The organism is Pseudonocardia pini, assembly GCF_013870575.1.
GTDB lineage: Bacteria > Actinomycetota > Actinomycetes > Mycobacteriales > Pseudonocardiaceae > Pseudonocardia > Pseudonocardia pini.
In genome coordinates, this window is the sequence record NZ_JACBXB010001171.1 from 1 (window position 1) to 1,182 (window position 1,182).

The window sequence follows — 1,182 nt, forward strand, 5'->3', positions numbered from 1 at the left end:
GGCCACCCCGAGCACCGCGAGCGTGACGCCCGCGGGAGCGGGGAAGGCGGGCAGCGACCCGTAGGTCAGCCGGACGAGCAGGTTCGCGACCACCGCCGCGACCACGAACGCCACGACCAGGTCGCGGGGACGGGTGGCCCTCACCGGTGCAGCACCAGGTCCGTGCGCCTGCGCAGACCCGCCACCTCCGCCTGCGGCAGCGCGGCCAGCAGGTCCGCGACCCGCCCGTGCCCCGGCAGCACCGCCTCCGGATCGAGGTCGAGCCACGGCACGAGGACCGTCGCCCGCTCCGGCGTGCCGGGGTGGGGCAGCAGCAGCTCGGGATCCGTGCTGGTCACGGGGCCCTCGGGGCCGTCGACCGTGACGACGTCCACGTCGAGGGTCCGCGGGCCCCACCGCACCTCGCGCACGCGCTCGGCCGCCTTCTCCAGCTCCTGGGCGCGACGCAGCCAGCCCCAGTGGTCGGTCTCCGGGTCCTCCACGACCAGCAGCGCGTTGAGGAAGTCCGGCTGCTCGACCCCGCCCCAGGCGGGGGTCTCGTAGACGGGCGAGGCGGCCACGACGACGTCGGCCAGCCCCTCGACGGCGAGCCGCAGGTAGCCGAACCGGTCCCCCAGGTTCGATCCCAGCGAGAGCAGCGCCCGGGTCATGCGGGGACGATCCTGCCCCGGCCCGCGCGGCGGGAGCGGCGGGCCACCACGGCGACGTCGGCGAAGTCCAGCGGGATCGGGGCGTGCGGCTTGTGCAGGGTCACCTCGACGGCGTGCACCCGCTCGTCCTTCATCACCGCGTCCGCGATCTCCGCGGAGACCGTCTCGATGAGGTCGCGCGGGGGGCCGGCGACGATCCCGGCGGCCAGCTCGGCCAGCTCGCCGTAGTGCACGGTCTTGGTCAGGTCGTCCGTGGCGGCGGCCTCGGCGAGGTCGATCCAGAGCGTGATGTCGACGACGAAGTCCTGGCCGTCTCGCTTCTCGTGCTCGAACACCCCGTGGTGCCCGCGGACGCGCAGGCCCGTGAGCTCGATCCGGTCGGTCACGACTCCGCCTCCGCGGGAAGTGGTACGTCGGCGGTCACGAGGGCTGGTCCCCCAACCAGGGTCCGGTGCGGGCCCGCGAGGCGCCCAGGCGGTACGCCGCGGACACGGCGATGGCGTCCATCGTGGACTCGACGTCGTGCACCCGG

The 1,182-nt window shown here is 75.0% G+C and carries 2 protein-coding genes; both read right to left on the reverse strand.

Annotated features, from left to right (window positions below; all coding sequences use genetic code 11):
- Positions 1-140 precede the first annotated feature (140 nt).
- Positions 141-650 (reverse strand): 2-amino-4-hydroxy-6-hydroxymethyldihydropteridine diphosphokinase, encoded by a 510-nt coding sequence (folK, locus tag H5J29_RS33545; protein ID WP_181784886.1) that lies wholly within the window; start codon positions 648-650, stop codon positions 141-143.
- Complete coding sequence (folB, locus tag H5J29_RS33550) at positions 647-1,036, reverse strand: dihydroneopterin aldolase (RefSeq protein WP_181784887.1); 390 nt, start codon at positions 1,034-1,036, stop codon at positions 647-649. The genes folK and folB overlap by 4 nt, the downstream gene beginning before the upstream one ends.
- Positions 1,037-1,182: the final 146 nt, after the last annotated feature.

What these genes read in the sequence shown, in the direction of transcription:
- folK (WP_181784886.1), bottom strand. Translation starts at nt 650, where the DNA reads ATGACCCGGGCGCTGCTCTCGCTGGGATCGAACCTGGGGGACCGGTTC.